Annotated in this window: 1 pseudogene; it reads right to left on the bottom strand. The window is 46.8% G+C overall.

Annotated features, from left to right (window positions below):
* Window positions 1-135: 135 nt before the first annotated feature.
* A pseudogene (locus AACR11_RS21155) lies at window positions 136-370 on the bottom strand (IS110 family transposase); the annotation flags it as partial.

Here is a 370-nt window from a genome sequence, read left to right as displayed (position 1 = left end):
ACCAAAATGAAAGACGCTCGCAAGAACCTCATACGCTAATCGGATATTCGTATCCTAATGTTTTCACAGGGACTTCTTGCGGGGTCTTAACCCTTATCATATTTGCGTTGGCATCATGAGTGGTCAGTTGTTTGTCTATGTTGAGTAACAACTTTCGAATGACTCTCCATAGTGAAGGATTGCCCAACAGTGACGAGCATTTTTGGCCGCTAAAGCAATCGCTGCTCGCCAATAACCGCGGCGATCTTTGACACCACAAACCCATTTACTTAGTGGGTCGTCTTTTCTGCCTGCACTGGCCATAATTGATCTGGCCCCCTGCACAAGCAGACTTCTAATATAGTTGTCACCGGCTTTCGTGATCCGCCCT

Origin of the sequence: Vibrio sp. L85, assembly GCF_963871815.1 — a bacterium.
Classification (GTDB): domain Bacteria; phylum Pseudomonadota; class Gammaproteobacteria; order Enterobacterales; family Vibrionaceae; genus Vibrio; species Vibrio harveyi.
The sequence above is the reverse complement of the archived record's forward strand: the minus strand, read 5'-3'. Positions and strand labels throughout refer to the sequence as shown.